This window comes from Neptunomonas japonica DSM 18939, from assembly GCF_000422765.1.
GTDB classification, from domain to species: Bacteria; Pseudomonadota; Gammaproteobacteria; order Pseudomonadales; family Balneatricaceae; genus Neptunomonas; species Neptunomonas japonica.
The window spans coordinates 36,562-55,019 of record NZ_AUGR01000005.1; the positions used below are offsets into that span (position 1 = coordinate 36,562).

General features: G+C 44.2%; 17 protein-coding genes. 8 read left to right on the forward strand and 9 right to left on the reverse strand.

Annotation, left to right across the window (positions count from 1 at the left end; genetic code table 11):
• Positions 1–44: 44 nt before the first annotated feature.
• From G511_RS0104365 to G511_RS0104395, 7 genes are all read right to left on the reverse strand, one after another.
• Positions 45–854 carry a carbon-nitrogen hydrolase family protein gene (locus tag G511_RS0104365; RefSeq protein ID WP_036551253.1) on the reverse strand — a complete coding sequence of 270 codons (810 nt, stop codon included), beginning with the start codon at positions 852–854 and terminating at the stop codon, positions 45–47.
• A complete protein-coding gene (locus G511_RS0104370) occupies positions 851–4,732 on the reverse strand; it encodes a YhdP family protein (protein WP_028468555.1) in 3,882 nt (1,293 codons plus the stop codon). Before G511_RS0104370 ends, G511_RS0104365 begins: the two co-directional genes overlap by 4 nt.
• A 108-nt stretch (positions 4,733–4,840) precedes the next feature.
• Positions 4,841–6,319 (reverse strand): ribonuclease G, encoded by a 1,479-nt coding sequence (gene rng, locus G511_RS0104375; RefSeq protein ID WP_028468556.1) that lies wholly within the window; start codon positions 6,317–6,319, stop codon positions 4,841–4,843.
• Positions 6,320–6,349: 30 nt separating this feature from the next.
• Positions 6,350–6,928 (reverse strand): Maf family protein, encoded by a 579-nt coding sequence (locus G511_RS0104380; protein WP_028468557.1) that lies wholly within the window; start codon positions 6,926–6,928, stop codon positions 6,350–6,352.
• Positions 6,929–6,949: 21 nt separating this feature from the next.
• Complete coding sequence (gene mreD / locus G511_RS0104385; protein WP_028468558.1) at positions 6,950–7,438, reverse strand: rod shape-determining protein MreD; 489 nt, start codon at positions 7,436–7,438, stop codon at positions 6,950–6,952.
• Complete coding sequence (gene mreC, locus G511_RS21760) at positions 7,431–8,333, reverse strand: rod shape-determining protein MreC (RefSeq protein ID WP_084629007.1); 903 nt, start codon at positions 8,331–8,333, stop codon at positions 7,431–7,433. Before mreC ends, mreD begins: the two co-directional genes overlap by 8 nt.
• A gap of 61 nt (positions 8,334–8,394) precedes the next feature.
• Positions 8,395–9,432 (reverse strand): rod shape-determining protein, encoded by a 1,038-nt coding sequence (locus G511_RS0104395; protein WP_028468559.1) that lies wholly within the window; start codon positions 9,430–9,432, stop codon positions 8,395–8,397.
• Positions 9,433–9,580: 148 nt separating this feature from the next.
• Between G511_RS0104395 and gatC the strand changes: the two genes are divergently transcribed.
• The 7 genes from gatC to msrA all read left to right on the forward strand — a co-directional run bounded on the left by gatC (position 9,581) and on the right by msrA (position 15,494).
• Positions 9,581–9,868, forward strand: coding sequence for an Asp-tRNA(Asn)/Glu-tRNA(Gln) amidotransferase subunit GatC (gene gatC, locus G511_RS0104400; protein ID WP_028468560.1), 288 nt, complete (start codon positions 9,581–9,583; stop codon positions 9,866–9,868).
• Positions 9,869–9,901: 33 nt separating this feature from the next.
• Positions 9,902–11,353, forward strand: a complete 1,452-nt coding sequence (gatA, locus tag G511_RS0104405) for an Asp-tRNA(Asn)/Glu-tRNA(Gln) amidotransferase subunit GatA (protein WP_028468561.1) — start codon at positions 9,902–9,904, stop codon at positions 11,351–11,353.
• 15 nt (positions 11,354–11,368) lie between these two features.
• On the forward strand, positions 11,369–12,817 hold the full coding sequence (gene gatB / locus G511_RS0104410; RefSeq protein ID WP_028468562.1) for an Asp-tRNA(Asn)/Glu-tRNA(Gln) amidotransferase subunit GatB: 1,449 nt from the start codon (positions 11,369–11,371) through the stop codon (positions 12,815–12,817).
• Between the two features lie 322 nt (positions 12,818–13,139).
• A complete protein-coding gene (locus G511_RS23750; RefSeq protein ID WP_051221544.1) occupies positions 13,140–14,135 on the forward strand; it encodes a GTP-binding protein in 996 nt (331 codons plus the stop codon).
• Positions 14,110–14,502 (forward strand): hypothetical protein, encoded by a 393-nt coding sequence (locus G511_RS0104420; RefSeq protein ID WP_028468563.1) that lies wholly within the window; start codon positions 14,110–14,112, stop codon positions 14,500–14,502. The genes G511_RS23750 and G511_RS0104420 overlap by 26 nt, the downstream gene beginning before the upstream one ends.
• Before the next feature lie 9 nt (positions 14,503–14,511).
• Positions 14,512–15,039 (forward strand): DNA-deoxyinosine glycosylase, encoded by a 528-nt coding sequence (locus tag G511_RS21770; RefSeq protein WP_051221546.1) that lies wholly within the window; start codon positions 14,512–14,514, stop codon positions 15,037–15,039.
• The gene (gene msrA, locus G511_RS0104430) at positions 15,036–15,494 is read left to right on the forward strand and encodes a peptide-methionine (S)-S-oxide reductase MsrA (RefSeq protein ID WP_028468564.1); all 459 of its coding nucleotides are present in this window, start codon (positions 15,036–15,038) and stop codon (positions 15,492–15,494) included. Before G511_RS21770 ends, msrA begins: the two co-directional genes overlap by 4 nt.
• Positions 15,495–15,525: 31 nt before the next feature.
• Here msrA and G511_RS0104435 read toward each other — a convergent pair whose 3' ends face one another.
• Positions 15,526–15,906 carry a VOC family protein gene (locus G511_RS0104435; RefSeq protein WP_028468565.1) on the reverse strand — a complete coding sequence of 127 codons (381 nt, stop codon included), beginning with the start codon at positions 15,904–15,906 and terminating at the stop codon, positions 15,526–15,528.
• Between the two features lie 18 nt (positions 15,907–15,924).
• Positions 15,925–16,956, reverse strand: coding sequence for a GlxA family transcriptional regulator (locus tag G511_RS21775; RefSeq protein ID WP_245573815.1), 1,032 nt, complete (start codon positions 16,954–16,956; stop codon positions 15,925–15,927).
• Between the two features lie 270 nt (positions 16,957–17,226).
• Here G511_RS21775 and G511_RS0104445 point away from each other — a divergent pair, with 270 nt between their 5' ends.
• Positions 17,227–18,456, forward strand: coding sequence for an aspartate aminotransferase family protein (locus G511_RS0104445; protein ID WP_028468566.1), 1,230 nt, complete (start codon positions 17,227–17,229; stop codon positions 18,454–18,456).
• The last annotated feature ends 2 nt before the right edge of the window (positions 18,457–18,458 follow it).

An 18,458-nucleotide genomic window follows, 5' to 3' on the forward strand; every position in this document is an offset into this window, starting at 1 on the left:
TTAGTAACATAGTAGGCTGTTAACCTTAACAGCCTATCAACTTTCTAACGCTGCTGTGACAGCACAGGCATACTCTTGCGCACACGGTTCAACAGACTAGAATCTAATTCAGCAAGCGCAACACCTTCCCCCATGCAACACCGAGAGACAACCGTACCCCACGGGTCTATGATCATAGAGTCGCCCGAGGTTTCACGAGAGGGGCTATGCTGCCCGCCTTGATTTGCTCCAAGAATATAACATTGAGTTTCAACAGCGCGAGCTCTCAATAAAACCTCCCAATGAGCTTCACCTGTAACCTTAGTAAAAGCAGAAGGCACAACAATAATATCAGCACCAAGCTCTCTCAACTTCCAGAAATGCTTAGGAAAACGCAGGTCATAACAGATACTCAATCCGACCTTGCCCATTTCTGTTTCGACAACAACGAACTCATCTCCCGCCTCAATAAATGCTGATTCTAGATATACACCCTGATTATCACTAACATCAACATCAAACAGATGACGCTTATCATAACGAGCAACACACCTACCGGCAGGATCAAAAACTTGCAAAGCAGAACGCACTTTACGATTCGCTGCGCTGTTACCAAGCAGAGGAAAGCTCCCTGCAAACAACCAAATCCCTAGAGATTTTGAAAGACCACTTAACCAATATAAAACAGGTTTATTCGCCTTTTCATCCTCAGCCAATGAGTAAAGCTGCTGACTATCAAAGAGTGCAAAATTTTCCGGCAACAACACAAGTTGCGCGCCCTTAGCGGCAGCTTCTCGTATAAGAACTTCGGCTCTATTCAAGTTTATTTCAACATCAGAACCAGACACCATTTGCACAACAGCTAAATGGGTCATTTTTTATCCCCTTCTTGTCCTGAGGTGTCATTGGAAGATTTAGCCGCTAAAGGAGTAATTGATTTAACATCTGGCTCAACCCATGGCCCTGATAACTGGTACTTTATTGTGGATACTCTCTCAAACTTATCACCAATAAGCTTATCGAGTAAAAAAACCGCACCCGCAATTTGGGGAGCTCCCAGCAGCACTGCCGCAACAGGCAAGTTGCTTGTTAAAGGTAAGACTACATCAATTTCGCTATCCAACGTCTGGTCCACAATGTTAATACTTCCCTGCATACTCACATTAGCTGAAGGTCCCTCAAGAGAGAAAGGCTCCTGGCTATATGCAATACCACTGTTAAGCAAGTAATGCGCACTTACACGATCAAACGCTACGCCAGCTTTTACCAAATCAGTAAAGTTAAGCTGTAACCTTCGAACCACTGTATTGAGATTTAGGATGCCAAATAAACGCAAGATATTACTGTGCTGCCCTGTTTCAATAATTCGCCCTTTCTTCAGCAACATCTTGAAATTCCCGTTTAAGTTTCTAGTTTCAAAACTCCACGGATACCCTGACCATGTAACATCACTGGTGATATTTGTTGACTGCGATTCAATGACTCCCTCATAGCCAAAATTTTTCAAAAGCGTACCTAGATTATCTCCTTGTAACACTATATTCATATAACTAGCGGGCTGACCACCTTTTAAGCGCCACCCTGCATCACCTGTGAGGGAGAATTTACCGAAACGTCCAACAATGTTTTTGACTGTTAGCTGCCCAGCATTATCCGGCTCAACCTTCATACTCCATTGCCCTGCAGGTTTAGAGTCGAGAAACAACTTATTAATAGAAAGCTGAACTAACGGCCATTCACTGGTATCCAAAACATCCTGTTTTAGTGCCTTATCGCCTTTAGATGATTCCTGGCCTTTGTCCAAATACCAGTGATCCAAATTCACAAGATAAGCAGCATTATCCTTTTTAGGAACGCGTATCTCACCGGCAACTTTGGGGCTTACAAAACCAATAGCGGTATGACTGCCCCCCTCAGCACTAACAACTAAATCAATATTACTGACGTGTATATCGCCTGCCGATAAGCGCCCGACATGCAGCGCTAACTGCTTCAAACCGCCTTGTGAGTCTGAAAGGCTTTCACCACTCCACCAATTATTTTGAACCATAAACGCCTTTAGCTGAGTAAGATCAACTTGCTCAACAACGCCTTCAATCCATAAACCTGCCTCACTGGGCTCCTGAGGACGCTCTCCACCAAAGCTAAGACGGGTTCTTGAAGCGCTCTCAATAGACTTAGTAATACCGCGCAGTTGGTTACCCAACTTATATCGCCAAACAGGGCTATCGCTCCCTAGCTGACCTACAATCTGCAACGGCATAATATCATCAGCAGTTTTTCCAAAAGGAGCGGGAGCTTGTAGTTCAACCCCTTTCAAGTTGGAATCAACCACTAGCTTGTTACACGTAGCAACACCAGAACAAAGATCCAAACGAGCGTTAATAGCAGCCGCCCCTTCGGCGCTGTTTAATAAAGATAGCTCTGTTTGTTTTTGTAACGCGTCTATAGACACTTTTCCAGAAAGATACACACGAGTCACTTCAGGAAGCTGCTGCGTTTTCTTAACTGGCTCAATACTCACAGCAACAGGGGCACTCATAAAAGAAGCCTTGATGTTACTACTAGAAAGGCCTTTTTTAGTCGAGAAGTCGAGATCTCCAGATACGTTACTAAAAACTAGATTTTCTGATGCACTTTTAAAACGTCCCCTATCTAGGCGCGAAGAAACCCTAACAATTGGAGCCCCCTTTTCTGATAGAGGTACCAGCACATCAACGTCTGTTTTATGCTTACCTGACAACGACCATGGATCTAGACCATCACCTACTAAATCATGGAGTGATGTAGTTTTAAGCAAAGTAAAAATATCTTTAGCATCCCCCAGCACCGATGTTTTGACACTCAGCTGATCCGACCTAGCAGGTAACTGCACTTGAATCTTGCTTGCACGGCTATTAAGTAGCATCCCTGTACTGGCGGTAATATCTAATGCCTCTCCATCCACGCTGATCGTCATATCGACTTGTTTAACAACGGGCCAGTCTGGCTGAAACTTCACCGTGGCACGCTCAACATCAAAATATAACTGCACGGTAGGAGGCACACGCCCTTCTAAGCTGCGAGTACCAGCGCGTAAAAGCAACATGCCATCTTTAACAGTGCCCTCTTTAATCGCCGCAGATACCCATCGATGCAAAGACTCCCCAACTTCAGCAGGAGGTATGTATAAAGGTGCTTGTTTGGCATCCGCATTCTTCAGTGCAATTAACAGTGTCAGCTCAGTCTGATACGTACGATCTAATGGTAGGTACATGCTAAAGCGGCCAGCAGCACTCAATGATTCATTTTTCAGATTCAATAAGCTGCTATTTACCGTAACGACAGGACTCGAATGCCCCTCTCTTTCTTCTATAATCCAACTAACGCGGCCACGCGCTTCGTGATACTCCCAGTTTTCAGAAAATATCCCAGGAAAACCCATTACAAATGATTCAGTATCTAAATCAATATCACCAGAGGCTTCAGTAAAGACGATACGCCCTGTCACATTTTTTAAAACCGGTGCACCATAATAGTCATCAACACTAACCCCACGAAGATCACCCTCACCTTGCAGCTTTTTTAGGTTATGTGGGTCAGCCCAAACTACTGTTAAGTTCTTAATTTTCCCCTGAGGTTTTAGCTTAAGTAAAGCATCATCCAAGCTCTCAGGCATATAAGGCTTACCAAGAAACCATTGTGACCACATGGCTAAATCTAACTCTTTAAGATTCACTTGATGCAGTAGTACTTTTCCTTTATTCAGGCCAATATCAGCTGATACAAAAGGTATCTCTACTCTTGCTTGGCTGTTTTGCACTAACAGATCCGAAATCACGAGCTTAAACTTTTCGGCCAAGGTAGGTTGAAGCGCAAAAGTAACAGTACTATCAATAATATTTTCCAATGACTCCTGTTCAAAAGATAAACGTTTAATGCTCAATTGCCCTTGCAAAGCTTCAGCACGCTGATTACTCCAGCGCCCCCAAAGCTCGGTACCCATATCTAGGTCTTTTATATCAAATGGTAAGTCCACTAAATCAAGATTCAGTAGTTGCTGCCCCAAATTACTAACTTTTGCATAAAGCTTATAATCACCCAACAAAGGATCAGCAGGAAGGTTTTCAGTTTCAATAGCAAACTCAACATTCGATGCATTACTATCAGCGAGTGCTAACGTTAAAGACCCGTATAGGTAATGCTGATCACCCGCATTATTTAATAAGAAGGTAATAGGGGATATTTTCTGGACAGCTCCCTGCTCAGGGTACAAAGATAAACGCGCATTAGTAAAAGAAACTTCAGGCTGCTGAGTTAGCATATTAATAACTTGCCTAACAAGGCCATCACTACTCACCGAAGAAGAGCTTGTACCTAGCACTCCCCATCGCCCCTCGCGCTGGCGAAGAGACACAGACGTTTGATCAATATTTAAGATAGAAAATACAGGAAAGCGAGCAAGTATTGAGGCAAAAATATCAATCTCAGCATCTACCTGATGAATGCTAAAATTAACTTCAGGCTCTACAGCAGAATCACTATAAGTACGGACGTTTTGTAAATGAAAAGTGGGATATTGCCCATCCCAGTGTGCAGATACCTCCTCTATGGTAATAGGTGTACCTGCTTTGTCTGAAATATATTCTTCTATCGCAGCTTTGTGTTCGGCGATGGATGGTAGAAACTGTCGGGTAAGGGCCACTGTGATTGCAACTAACAGCAAAATCACCAACAATACCCAACCTACCCAGCAAAAGAGACGATTCAGCATTTAACTTCACCTACCCGCCCGATCAGCAGAGTATTTTGACGCTTAAATTTTCAGCAGAGCATAATTAAGCTCTGTCACCATAGAACTATAAATAAGCGCAGTAGTATATTACCTTAACACAACATCAAACTGCTCTGGGCTATACATTGCTTCTACTTGAAAACGAATCGTTTTATTAATAAACGCTTCAAGTTCGGCAACATGATCTGAAGCATCATCGGTTAAATACTCAACTACGCCAGCTGATGCCAGAACTAAATACGCTTCGGTGTCATAGGCACGATGTTGGCGTAGAATTTCACGGAAAATCTCATAACACACAGTAACAGGCGTTTTGATAGAACCTCGGCCCTGGCACTGACTACATGGTTCACACAGAATATGCTCTAAGCTTTCTCGAGTGCGCTTGCGTGTCATTTCTACGAGTCCTAGCTCTGACACACCAGTAACTTTACATTTAGCATGATCGCGATCCAATACTCGCTCAAGCGTTCTTAACACTTGCTGCTGATGCTCAACCATCTCCATATCAATAAAATCGATGATAATAATACCGCCAAGATTTCTTAAACGCAGCTGCCTTCCGATAGCGGTTGCTGCTTCAAGGTTCGTCTTGAAAATAGTTTCTTCCAAATTACGGTGGCCAACAAAACCGCCAGTATTTACATCAACGGTTGTCATCGCCTCTGTTTGGTCAAAAATCAAATACCCACCGGACTTCAGGTCCACCTTGCGCCCAAGCGCCCTTTGCATCTCATCTTCTACGTTATAGAGATCGAAGATCGGCCTTTCACCGGGGTAATACTCAAGATGATCATATATTTCTGGGACTAAGGCTTTCGAGAAGGATTGAGCCTTTTGAAAAGTCTCGCGTGAGTCGATTCTGATACGTTCAATACCCGCATGCGCCATATCCCTCAAGGCACGCATATTCAACGGTAAATCTTCATAAACAATAGAGGGAACAGAAGCGGTAACAGTTCCAGCTTCTATCGCTTTCCACAAGCGCTTTAAAAATTGCACGTCTGCAACCAGCTCGGTTTCCGAAGCACCTTCTGCAACTGTGCGTAAAATATAACCGGCTGTATCAGACTCATCCATGGCAACACATTTTTGTAATGCACTGCGTAAACGTTCACGCTCTTCAATATCTTCAATACGTTGGGAAATACCGATATGACTATTTCCAGGCATATACACTAAATAACGAGAAGGAATAGAAATATGCGTTGTTAAGCGCGCCCCTTTAGTACCAATAGGATCTTTAGTTACCTGTACGACTAGGGCCTGACCTTCTCTTAGAACGTGAGAGATAGAAATATTATTTTTCTCTTCACCACTACTCTGCTGAGGCAATACATCTTCAACATGAATAAAAGCGGCTCGCTCCAAGCCTATTTCTATAAAAGCAGCTTGCATGCCTGGCAGCACTCGAACTACTTTTCCTTTATAAATATTTCCGACAATACCGCGCTTTGTGGAACGCTCTACGTAGATTTCCTGAGGCATCCCGTTTTCGATAACAGCAACTCGGGTTTCCATCGGGGTGAAATTAATCAGTATTTCTTCTCCAACGTTTGTTGCCACAGGAGCCTTCCTAACTAAAAAATGAAATGGTTAATATTGCCAAACTTTGATTCCGATCTTATCTAAGAGTTCCGACGTTTCTGCTAAAGGCAAACCAACAACGTTTGAATAACTCCCTTCTATCTTTTCAACAAAAATTGCACCAAAACCTTGAATACCATAACCGCCCGCTTTATCGCAGGGTTCTTTGGTTTTCCAATAACGATGGCATAATTCAGCATCTAATGTTTTAAAAGTAACATGTGTAACAACAACCTGGCTATCGGTAAAGCCGTTATTCGTCAATGCGATACCCGTCATAACCTGGTGCGTTCGGCCAGATAGTTGTTGCAACATTACGACTGCTTGATCTTCAGATTCAGGCTTACCTAATATCTCTCCATCAATAACGACTGTCGTATCTGCACCTAATACCGCATACTGCTGCCCATTGCGAATAAATCCTTCCTTTGACTTTTCACACGCTAAACGCTGCACATAAGCTGCTGGTAACTCCCCAGGCAAAACATCTTCATTAATATCAACACTGCTCTGCTTAAAAACGACACCTATCTGTGCCAATAGCTCTTTACGGCGCGGGGAGGCCGAGGCCAGAATGAATTCACACATAATAAACTCTAAAAGAAGTAATCAGTTAACGTGGAATGTACGCCTTATACCTCTTAGTACAACAAATACCCATGGCCATAAAATGGCGCTGACCAAGGCAGGTAATAAGAAAATAAGACTATCGCCAGTACTACCAGATAAAGATTGTATCCAATGAAAAATCAACTGATTAATGCCCACTAACACTAACACCATCATCGCTTGCTGCCACAGAGGATACATTCTTAGCCGCTTATGTAGTATCAATGTGATAAATGCCACCATCGTTAATGAAAGTGCATTCATACCCAGTAAGCTGCCTTTCAATACATCTAAGGCCAGACCCGACACCCAGGCCATACCTATACCAAAACGATGTGGCAAAGCCATGACCCAATAGATAACGATCATGGCCACCCACTCAGGCCTCCACCAAACAAACATGGCAGGTAACGGCATCTGACTTAGAATAAAGCCAACAATTAAAGTACCAATAACAATCAATACACCGCCATTACGTCGCTCACTCATTTGGCTCGTTCACCTCAGAAGATCCAACTTCATTGCCAAGCCCTTCTCCAGATAGACTAATGGGTTCTTGTCGATTTTCAATAATAGGCTCCACCAGCAACAGATGCCTGCTTTTATCCAAACGAGCTGCCGGTGTCGCTTTAACGATGGAGAATGGACGTCCTGGATCACGAACTACGCTGGTTACTTTCGCCACTGGATAGCCATATGGAAAGCGCCCCCCTAAGCCTGATGTAACCAGCAAATCACCTACGCGAACATCTGCCGTATCGGGCACATGCTCTAACTCCAGCTCGCCCAATGTCCCTTTGCCCAAAGCAATAGCACGAAATCCATTACGATTAATCTCAACAGGAAGAGCATGGCGTGCATCGGTGATTAGCATGACTCGGCAAGTATAGTGCGACACATCGACCACTTGGCCAAGAACCCCTCTCGCATCCAATACCGGCTGACCAAGAAAAACACCATCTTCTTGGCCTTTTCCTAAAATAATTTGATGCTGAAAGGGATCAGGATTTACGCCAATTAATTCAGCAAGTTGCACGTCATTTTTAATACGCTGGCGACCACTTAACAGCTCTCGGAGCCGTAAGTTTTCAGTTGTCAGAGAAGACATTTGCTGCACCTGCTCGTCTAGTAAAATAACTTCAGATCGCAATTGAATGTTATCTTTAACAAGAGAGCGCCTACTGACCAAAACATCAGATAAGTCATCAGCTATTCGCGAGGGCATATCGACCAGCCACTGAACAGGCGTCATCACAAGAGACAGCACACTGCGTGCTTCACGCGTGCGAGATGGGTTCAGATCACTCACCATGAAAATAATGGCAAGTATGACAAGAATAAGGAAAAAAAGGCGGGGTATACCGCCTTTAAATATAGGTTTCACGCAGGCGCCCTCTTCAATCTAAAAGAAGGCGATTGACAACTATTCATAACAACAACCGCTGTTATTCGAAGGTTAGCAGCTCAAACGCGTGCTTATCCAGCAACTCCAACGCTCGACCACCACCACGGGCTACACATGTAAGAGGGTCTTCAGCCAAGATAACAGGAAGCCCCGTTTCCTCACTGATCAGACGATCAATATGGCGCAACATCGAACCACCGCCAGTCAAGACAATACCTTGCTCAGCAATATCAGATGCCAGCTCCGGAGGACACTGTTCAAGAGCACTCTTAACAGCCTGAACGATAGCAGAAAGCGGATCTTGTAGTGCTTCAAGGATTTCATTGCTATTGAGTGTAAAGCTACGCGGAATACCTTCTGCAAGGTTGCGACCACGAACGTCAATTTCAAGCACTTCCTTGCTTGGATAAGCAGAACCGATCTCTTGCTTGATACGCTCAGCTGTTGCTTCACCAATCAAGCTACCGTAGTTACGGCGCACATAAGTCACAACCGCTTCATCAAAGCGATCTCCACCAATGCGCACAGATTCAGCATAAACGATACCGTTTAGAGAAATCACAGCGATCTCAGTAGTACCACCGCCGATATCAACAACCATAGAACCACTGGCTTCTTCAACGGGCAAGCCTGCACCAATTGCAGCGGCCATTGGCTCTTCAATTAGATAGACTTCACGTGCTCCAGCACCTAAAGCAGATTCTTTAATAGCACGGCGCTCTACCTGCGTTGATTTGCAGGGAACACAAACAAGCACTCGCGGACTAGGCGAGAAAAAACTGTTGTCATGTACTTTGCTAATAAAATATTGCAGCATTTTTTCAGTAACATGAAAGTCTGCAATAACGCCGTCCTTCATTGGACGGATCGCTGTAATATTACCCGGCGTACGGCCCAACATGCGTTTAGCATCTTTACCCACAGCAGCGACAGACTTCTGATTACCGCTTTGCCTAATGGCAACAACCGACGGTTCGTTAAGAACAATGCCTTTATCGCGCACAAAAATCAGCGTATTTGCTGTACCCAGATCGATTGATAGGTCGCTCGAAAACAGACCCCGTATTTTTTTGAACATGTCGAATGGAAACCTTAAAGAGTTACAGGTATAGCTGAAGTATTTTAAAAACACGTAACTCTAGCAACGGCAGGGATTTAGAGCAAGGAGCAAATATGTTAAGTTAGTCTTTTTTTCGCCAAATCCGAGACAGTTAGCGAGATCACCCATGGCTCTAAACAGAACCGACGTAGAAAAAATCGCACATCTGGCGCGTCTGCAAATAGATGAAAACGATGTGCCTGAATATGCGACAAACTTATCAAACATACTGGATCTAATCAGTCAGATGCAGAGTATCGACACATCAGATGTTGAGCCGCTCGCACATCCACTTGATGCCGTGCAACGCCTAAGGGCAGACAGTATCACTGAAGAAAACCAACGTGAGCACCTGCAAACTGTAGCTCCGTCTGTGGAGAGCGGCCTATTTCTTGTACCTAAGGTCATTGAATAACAGCGCCTGCATAACGATTAGGACTAAATAAAGATGTTGAATAAAACACTGGCCGAATTGGCCAAAGGGCTTGATCAAGGCGAATTCAGTAGCGTTGAACTAACTCAGGCATACCTTGAGCGTATTAAACGTGAAGACAGTAAATACAATAGCTTCATTACTGTCACCGAAGAGCTAGCACTAATACAAGCCACTGCTGCTGATGAAACTCGCTCAGCAGGCAAGGCTACTTTCATGACCGGCTTACCCATCGCTCATAAAGATATTTTTTGTACTCAAGGTGTACGCACCAGCGCTGGCTCTAAAATGCTGGATAACTTTGTCTCACCTTATGATGCAACAGTCATACGCCAATTTAATGCAGCAGGCGCAGTCACATTGGGTAAAACCAATATGGACGAGTTCGCTATGGGTTCATCCAATGAATCTAGCTTTTACGGCCCATCTCGCAACCCTTGGAACACCGACCATGTACCTGGCGGCTCATCGGGCGGCTCCGCTGCTGCTATTGCCGCAGGCCTAGCACCCGCTGCAACCGGCACAGATACGGGTGGATCAATTCGCCAGCCCGCTGCCTTTTGTAACCTAACCGGTCTTAAGCCAACTTATGGTCGCGTTTCCCGTTACGGCATGATTGCCTATGCATCATCATTAGACCAAGGCGGCCCAATGGCGCAAACGGCTGAAGATACAGCCATGATGATGAATGTCATGGCAGGTCTTGACCCTCTAGACTCCACCAGTGCAGACCGCCAGGTTCCTGACTACACAGCTAATCTAGATAAACCACTAGCAGGCTTAAAAATAGGCTTACCAAAAGAGTTTTTTGCTGCAAGCCTTAATCCTGAAATGGCCACGCTGATTCATGCTGCTGTCAAAGAATATGAAGCATTAGGCGCGGCGGTTAAAGAAGTAAGTCTACCCAATACAGCACTATCTGTTCCTGCCTATTACATCATTGCACCGGCAGAAGCATCGTCTAACTTATCTCGTTTTGATGGTGTGCGTTACGGCTATCGTTGTGAAGACCCTAAAGATCTCGAAGATATGTACAAACGTACGCGCGGCGAAGGGTTTGGCACCGAGGTTAAGCGCCGTATCATGGTAGGCACCTATGCCCTATCTGAAGGATTTTATGACGCTTATTACAAAAAAGCACAACAAATTCGACGTCTGATCCAAGAAGATTTTGTACGCGTACTGTCTGAAGTCGATGTCATCATGGGGCCAACAACCCCAACACCTGCTTTTAAGTTGGGCGAAAAAACATCCGACCCCGTCGAAATGTATATGGAAGATATCTTCACATTATCGCTAAACCTAGCAGGCTTACCGGGCATGTCTATCCCTTGCGGCATGAATAACGGCCTGCCTGTCGGCTTGCAGATTATTGGTAACTATTTTGCTGAAGAAAAACTTCTAAACGTCGCTCATAAATTCCAGCAGGCAACTGACTGGCACACCCAAAAGCCTGCAGGTCTTTAAGAGGAATAACGAATAATGGAATGGGAAACAGTGATAGGGCTAGAAATTCATGCCCAACTCGCAACAAATACTAAAATTTTCTCGGGTGCCAGCACTGCTTTTGGGGCTGAGGCAAATACCCAAGCCTGCGCTGTCGATTTAGCACTACCAGGCACACTGCCCGTTTTCAACGAAAGCGCATTACGCATGGCTGTCATGTTTGGTACAGCTATTGATGCCGAGATTGGCAAAGTCTCTGTCTTTGATCGTAAAAATTATTTTTACCCGGATTTACCAAAAGGCTACCAAACCAGCCAACTCTTTTACCCCATTGTTGGCGAAGGGCATATTGATATTGAGCTAGAAGATGGCTCCACAAAGCGCGTTGGTGTTACACGCGCTCATCTTGAAGAAGATGCGGGCAAGTCACTACACGAAGAGTTTGCTAGCCAAACAGGTATCGATTTAAACCGCGCAGGCACACCACTGCTAGAGATTGTATCTGAGCCAGATATGCGCTCTGCTGAAGAAGCGGTTGCCTACGTGAAAAAAATCCACGCGCTAGTGACCAACTTAGGCATTTGTGACGGTAACATGGCTGAAGGGTCTTTTCGCTGTGACTGTAACGTGTCTGTTCGTTACAAAGGTGAAGAGTTAGGAAACCGCACAGAAACTAAAAACATCAACTCTTTTCGCTTTATCGAAAAAGCCATTAAGGGTGAAGTAGAACGTCAGATCGATATTCTTGAAGATGGCGGCCGCATCACACAAGAAACACGCCTGTATGATGCCGATAAAGATGAAACCCGTTCGATGCGTAGCAAAGAGGAAGCCAACGACTACCGCTACTTCCCTTGCCCTGACCTGCTACCGATTGTTATTGATGACGAATACATTGATGCCATCCGCAAAGCACTGCCTGAACTGCCTGATGTACGCAGAACGCGCTTTGTAGATACTTACCAGCTGTCTGCTTACGACGCCGGTGTATTATCTGCTTATAAGCCACTCTCAGACTTTTTTGAAACCGTTGCTACTATTTCAACTGACGCAAAATTATCCGTTAACTGGGTGATGGGCGAGCTGTCTAAGCACTTAAACCAGCACGACACTGATATCAAAAACAGCCCTGTCTCAGCACAACAGCTTGGTGGTTTATTACAGCGTATTAAAGACAATACTATTTCAGGAAACATTGCCAAGAAAGTATTTGAAGCTATGTGGAATGAAGGCGGCAGTGCTGATGAAATCATCGAAGCCAAAGGCCTTAAACAGGTTACCGATACAGGCGCTATCGAGAAAATAGTAGATGAAGTCATCGCTAACAACCAAAAACAAGTTGATCAATACACCGCAGCAGAACCCGACAAACGCGGAAAAATGATTGGCTTCTTTATGGGACAAGTCATGAAAGCATCCGGTGGTAAAGCAAACCCAGGCCAGGTACAAGGCATGATGAAGCAAAAGCTGGACGCTCTCTGCTAATCACGCTTCAACACGACTAGCCTCACTCAGGCTCCTACAGATTTGGAAGCACTTACCCGCTTCCAGATCTGTTTATCCCACATAAAATCCAAACCCACTACACCTCTGAAAAACCTAAAGAAAGCGCTCTCTGTTCAGTAATGCTTATCTGAATAACTCTATAATTAACAGCCTCAATGAAAACTCGCGTTTATAAGCTATAATTCAGTGTCAGTTCACTCATTTTCCCGATAATGTCTACTTTCCTAATGGAGTGCTTGCATGATTCTAATACTGAATCTCAAGCCCAAAGCTTATAAAAAGGAATGTAATAAGGAGTTTCATGAAGTCATATAAAGTGCTTTTTGTTGGTTCTCCTGGTTCGGGAAAAACCACCGCCATCAGAACCATTAGCGATGTGGAGGTAGTCGACACTGATACCAAGGTGTCTGATTCAACGATAAAGCGCAAAAGAACAACAACCGTAGGCATGGATTACGGCAAGCTTTCACTCGGTGAAGACAAGGTGCTTCATCTCTATGGAACCCCTGGACAAGAACGCTTCAAGTTCATGTGGGACCTAATGGTTAGCGATTTAGCTAACGACGCATCTGCACTCATTTTACTTGTGGATAACACACGAAACTATCCATTTCGTGATATCGATTATTACCTCAGCGAGTTTTGGGATTTCATCGTCAAACGGCATTTTATTATTGCAGTCACTCGCTCAGATTTAGCTGCCGAACCAACAGAAGCCGATTACCAAAATCGCTTAAAAGAAAAAGGGATCTTTGCGCCCATCATTTTTATTGATGCCCGTAAATCAATGGATGTAATGGATCTCGTCGTCTCTGCACTGAACCAAGAAGATGATATAGATTGGGCTGAGATCTCGCATAGAGTTGCAGTTACCGAACTTAAAAACCGTAACCCTGACCCAAACTCACCTCAATTTGAGTGGCTTAGAAAAACCCGAGACGTTCCAAAAATCTCGATAATAGAAGCGGCCATGCAAGTACGTGGCATTAGTGGTGCTACTCATCTAGACAACAATCAAAAACTGCTAGATACATCAAGTAATACACTAGAATGCAATGAACTGTTCTCTTCTTTAGCCAAGCTAGCTGCGGCTATTGAGAACAAAGCGCCACAGCTAGAGCAAGTGCGCAACATTTCTTTACATGCACCGCAAAAAGATTCTATTTCAGTGTTTCTAGAGCCAGACCAAGCTTTAGGGTTATTGACACTACCAGCGCTCACGCATAAACAAATCCGTCAGCAAGCGGAAGACCTACTGCAATGGAGCGACAATGTCGAAAATACTCAAGAAGCTTGAGGGTATGGCTGGAACAGATTCCAGCGCGATCATGAGCAACAAACGTCCGATTGCTTCAACTTTCGACAAAGATGAAGCTGTCATACTAAAACTCGCTCAACAAGCATTTACTCATATATTCAAGCAAGCCGACAAAGCAGATGCATTAAAGCCAGCCGGCAGTGAAAATATACAAGCATATGATGAAGCTCACTTACAGCTAGGACAGCGCCGATTATTATGCTTTCGCATTGAGGAGAATACATTTTATATTTGTATACTCCCGCAAAACAGTGACATCCACAAAGCCCAAAAAATCATTCGTGGAGCTTTACCAGTCCTCAAAAAAATTGCAGACACTTCATCCGTACAAACAGCTCAGGATTAAACAAGTATCGTGCCTACACCTGTCATCAGCTTTAATTCAATTGCCCCACCCGATGCTCAATTACTAATCTTAGGCTCAATACCCGGTGTTAAGTCACTTCAGGAGCAACAATACTACGCACACCCACGTAATAGCTTCTGGAAAATAATGAGTGAGTTATGGACACTCCCACACGAGCTGAGTTACCAATCACGCCTTTCAAAGATTCAAGCGCAAGGTATCGCGCTTTGGGATGTTGCTCAGCAATGCATTAGGCCTGGCAGTCTTGATAGCAAAATTGATCAAAAGAGCGTTATACCTAATGCAATACCCGCGCTTTTAACAGCTCATCCACAGATTCATACTATTTGTTTTAATGGTCAGGCTGCGGCCAAATTATTCAAGCAGCACTTCCCTGATTTGCTCGCAGTGCCTCATATAACCTACATTACTCTCCCCTCAACCAGCCCCGCTCACGCATCAATGATATTTGCAGACAAGCTCAAAGCATGGCATATAGTGAAGGAGAGTATTGAAAGCAAAGGGAATATCGTATGAATCAGTTAGCTACTTTTGCTGCAGGGTGTTTTTGGACGGCTGAGGAAAAATTCTCCTCACTAGATGGTATACAAGAGACCAGTGTCGGCTATATGGGAGGCACAGTAAGAGAACCTACCTATCAAGACGTATGTAATCATACAACGGGGCATGCAGAAGTTGTTCAAATTACTTATGACCCAGAAAAAATAAGTTACGAGCAACTACTCAGTACATTTTGGGAAATACACAACCCAATATCAAACAATCAATTAGAGCAAGACAAAAGCCCACAACACCGCTCTATTATCTTTTTTCACAGTGATAATCAGAAGATTGAAGCAGAGCAAAGCAAACGCCTAGTGGAAGAAAGCAGAGCATCATCTATCATTAGCAAAATAATGCCAGTAACTACGTTTTGGAATGCAGAAGAAGAACACCAGCAATACTTAGCCAAACACAGTATTAGAAGCTAGCAACCTCAATACAATTACCTTTTTATACAGTTCAAAGATAATTAGAAACTTCGATGAGATTCATGTCAGGGTCGCGAAAATACAACGACATAATTGAGCCCAGCGCTCCCGTGCGCCTAACCGGACCTTCCAGTAATTCAACATTACATTTTTGCAAATGAATAACCGCTTCTTGCAAGGGAGCTTCAATAATAAAGCACAGATCAGCACTGCCCACCTGAACCAAGCCAGCTTTAGGTTCAAACTCATGCCCAGATTCATGTAAATTTATTTTCTGATCACCAAAAGAAAGCGCAATACGTCCTGTAGAAAAGAGCTCTTTTTTCATACCTAAGACACGTTGATAAAAATCTACACTAACGTCGATATTTTGGACCGTTAATACTAAGTGATCCAACCTATTAACTTTCATAAAGATCCCCCTCGAATGTTACCCCATCAACGAAGAGCGCCCCAAAGAGCTCGAATCAGGGCTGTCTGGTTCTCTTTTCCGTTCCTCTCGCGGTGTTACACCATAGTGATTACGATAGGCCGTACTAAAGTAAGATGCACTGGAAAACCCACAAGCCAAGCCAATTTGCAGAATAGTTTTGTCGCTTTGGCGTAACAACTGCCGCGCATGCTCAAGCCGCAAATCTAAATAGTATTTTGAAGGAACGGTTTGCAAATGTTTTTTAAAAAGCCTTTCAAGGTGTCGCCGTGAAACCCCCACGTGATGAGCTAAGTCATCCGTCGACAGTGGCTCTTCAATGTTCATTTCCATTAATGTAACCGCTTCTATCAACTTCGGCTGACTAGCACCAATACGCGCTTTTAGCGGAATCCGCTGCTGTTCCTCTGACGTTCGCATTCGCTCATAAACAAACTGTTCAGATATCGACGCCGCGAGCTCCATTCCATGCTCTTTAGCGATAAGAAACAACATCATATCCATGGCGGCAGTACCACCGCTGCAGGTATAGCGTGTACCGTCGATCTCAAAAAGATTGTTCGTAACCAGCGTATTAGGAAATTCATCTTTAAGGCTAGCGATATCCCACCAATGAATCGTGGCACGGTAATTATTTAATAACCCAGCACAGGCAAGCAAGTATGAGCCCGTACCAACACCGCCTAATGCCATACTAGTGCGGCTTTGACGACGCAACCAACCAATAACAGCCTCATTTCCTGTTCGCGCGATAGGGCTCGCCCCGCAAACAAAGACAGCGTCCAGCGAAGGAATATCATTGAGACTACAATCAACTAAAAGCTCAACGCCTAAACTGCTAGCAACCGCTTCCCCATCATGGCTAACCAACACAGTTTCATAATGCTCCCCACCACCAACCCAGTTTGCCATCCGCAATGGTTCTATTGCTGATGAGAAAGCAATCAGTGAAAAATTAGGCAGCAATAAAAAGCCAAACCTTTTAGGCCCAGTAGTTTTTTTATCTTGCGTACCTTGATTCCATATTGCCAAAGGGTCTGCCTCTACATATGCTTATTAGTCATGAAGTCCGAAACTCACAATAATGATCTTTACTGCCTAATTCCTTATCCTTTTAGCTAAATGTCAGCTTAGCGCAACTTCATGTCGCACTACAGAAATTAAAGGTCTGTTTTCAAAAACGTTTTTTCCTGATACTGAATATAGACAACACAACAGGTTTTTATTAGCTAACAATAATCCTGACTTTATGGCTGAACGGACGCCTAAATAAGATCCGTATTAATAAGAGGAAGAACACCCATGTCACAACAACCCGTTAATCGCGCACTTTTTGATGAAGTAATGGTTCCAAACTACAACCCTCAGCAGATGGTACCGGTACGCGGCCGCGGTTCACGAGTATGGGATCAAGAAGATAATGAGTATATCGACTTTGCTGGCGGTATCGCCGTTAATGCTCTTGGGCATGCGCACCCTGAACTAGTCTCTACTCTAAAAGAGCAGGCAGATTCACTTTGGCACCTTAGTAACACCTTTACCAATGAGCCGGCTTTACGTTTGGCACAAAAACTGACTGATGCAACATTTGCCGACAAAGTATTTTTCTGCAACTCAGGTGCTGAAGCAAACGAAGCTGCGTTTAAACTTGCTCGTAAATATTCATACGACAACTTCGGTCCAGAGAAGCACGAGATCATCGCTTTTTATCAAGGCTTTCACGGGCGCACGCTGTTTACTGTTTCCGTTGGTGGGCAAGCAAAATATCGTGAAGGCTTTGAACCTGCACCAGGCGGGATAACACATGTAGCATTTAACGATTTAGAAGCATTAAAAGCTGCTATTTCTGATAAGACCTGCGCAGTAGTGATGGAGCCAATCCAAGGTGAAGGTGGAGTAATTCCTGCTGATCCTGAGTTCATTAAAGGCGTACGTGAACTTTGTAACCAGCACAATGCATTACTTGTTCTTGATGAAATACAAACCGGTGTAGGACGTACAGGCCAGTTATTCGCCTATATGGGAATGGGTGTAGAGCCTGATATCTTAACCAGTGCAAAAGCATTGGGCGGTGGTTTCCCTATTGGTGCAATGCTCACCACTGATAAAGTAGCGCCTAGTTTTGGCTTTGGCACTCACGGTAGCACCTATGGAGGTAATCCATTGGCATGTGCTGTTGCTGACAAGGCGCTAGAACTCATCAACCAGCCTGAACTCTTGAGCAATGTGGCACATAAACGTGCTGTATTTATCGAAGAGTTAGAAAAAGTAAATGCGAAACACGAAATTTTCAAAGAAATTCGAGGCGACGGTTTATTGATAGGTGTTGAGCTTATCGACAGCATGCATGGTAAAGCGGCAGCATTTCTAGCAAAAGCACGCGAAGAAGGATTAATGATCTTAATGGCTGGCCCAAATGTGTTGCGTATGACACCTTCATTGATTATCCCTGATGAAGATATCCGTGACGGAATGAAGCTATTAGACAGCGCTATTGCAAAAGTTGTTACGGCTGAAAAAGCGTCGGCTTAACG